2 protein-coding genes are annotated in these 1,859 nt (G+C 42.2%); both read left to right on the forward strand.

From position 1 onward, the window contains the following. On the forward strand, positions 1-1,376 hold a 1,376-nt coding region (locus NTU69_08780), incomplete at its 5' end, for a DUF2860 family protein (GenBank protein ID MCX5803605.1). 45 nt (positions 1,377-1,421) lie between these two features. Then, the coding region (locus NTU69_08785; protein MCX5803606.1) for a FecR domain-containing protein at positions 1,422-1,859 on the forward strand (438 nt) is incomplete at its 3' end.

Genomic DNA, 1,859 nt, shown 5'->3' on the forward strand with positions numbered 1-1,859 from the left:
TCCCCTATTTGAGGGATGCAGTAACATTTACCCCAAAGGTCAAGGAAGCCCTCGTTGAACTGATAGACGTACTCTACCAGATAGATAACATAAAGGAAGCAAAGGAGTGGATAGAGGTTGGAGAAAAAGAGGGTATCCAGCCAGCACGTATCCAGTTCCTCAAAGGGCTCATCCTTATAAAAGAAGGAAAATATATGGAGGCAGTACCAGCCTTTGAAAAGGCAAAATCCCTTGACCCCTCAATGGCTCAGGCAGCAGAATTCCAGATTGCAAGCGCCTACACAAGGGAAGGAAAACTAAAAGAAGCACAGAAACGCTTTAAATCCACAATCTCCCTGGACCCCAATACAGATACAGCTACATACGCAAGGGATTATGATAAGCTGGTTACTGAAAAAATCGAAAGGGAAAGGCCATGGAGATTCAGTATGGGGATGAACTACAAGTACGACTCGAATGTCGTGGCAAAAGGGAGCGGGCCCATTGTGGATGCCATCTCAGGCCACGAAGACAGTGCACTGAACCTATTTGCAAGGATTGGATACACTGCCCCCTTCTCTTTCAAAAAGCCCTATAATCTTTCTCTCCAGTATTCCCTTTTTGCTGAAAAGTATTTTCCCAAACAATACATCAGGGCTGACGGAACCACAGGAAACTTAAGTGAATACAACAACATGTCAAATGTAATAACTGCAATCCCAGGCTATAACTTCGAGAAATGGTCGCTCACCCTTCCCATAAGCTATATCTATAACAGTTTGCAGGGAGACAAGGGTAACAGTTTCCTAAGTGAGCTTTCCTGGTCGAACACAACAAGGTACATGGACCAAATTGGAATAAACCCCACTGCACGATTCATGGTGACCAAGAACAGTGTAGGGGAAGTATCCTTTGGCTTTGCAAAGAAATACTATTTTGAAACGCCTTTACATCTCGAACCAATCTCATCTGATGAAAATAGAAATTCCAAATTAATGAGCGGTAGTCTGGGATGGACATACTTTTTTAAAGAAGGTAAAGGACTGCTGGGACTCAAATTTACATATACTGAAGAGAACGCCGAGGGTCGTAACTGGACGAACACAGAGAACAAGTTCAGTATGAGCTTTCTCTATCCCCTCAAAGATATAGTCAAAATACCCCTCGCGTTCCAGGTCTCAGGTGATGCTGCTTTCACCCAGTATAAGTATGAGAATCCTGCATTTGGTATGCAACGGAGGAATGACACATACAACACAACAACAGGTTTTATCTATGAACTGACTAAAAATACCGATATCCTTGCCCAGTATACGTGGATCAGAGACAAGTGTAATATCTCAACCTATGACTACAAACGTGAGGTAGTTTCAATAGGCATTGAATACAGATATTAAAATCTGAAATATTTTTCGTAAAGTGTGACCTACGTCACTGACAAAATGAATTATATAGGAAATAATGGTAAGATAAGGAGAATAGATAAGGAGAATAGAATAGTCTTTAATAACTTTAAAAAAAGAAGGGGTGGGTGTAGCATGAAAAAGTATATATTTTTTCTTGCCTTAATATTTATCTTCTTTACAGTAAGTCTTTCCTTTGCAGCGCCTATAGGGAAGATTACCCAGGTACAGGGCCGTGTGGATGTCTTAAAGACAGGAAAGAACATGGTAGCACCTGTATCCTTAGGAGCCCCTGTGGATATAGGGGATATCTATAGGGCAAAGACCAATAGCAAAGCAGAGATTACCTTCATCAACAAGAACATCTTGAGGATTGCCCCTGCCACCAAGATAGAGATCAAGGAGTACATGGCAGAGGGGAATAGAAGCTCCGCAGTGATGAGACTCCATAGAGGCAGGGTGCAGGCAATCTCAGGG

It is taken from the genome of Pseudomonadota bacterium (assembly GCA_026388215.1).
In the GTDB taxonomy this organism is placed as follows: domain Bacteria; phylum Desulfobacterota; class Syntrophorhabdia; order Syntrophorhabdales; family Syntrophorhabdaceae; genus JAPLKF01.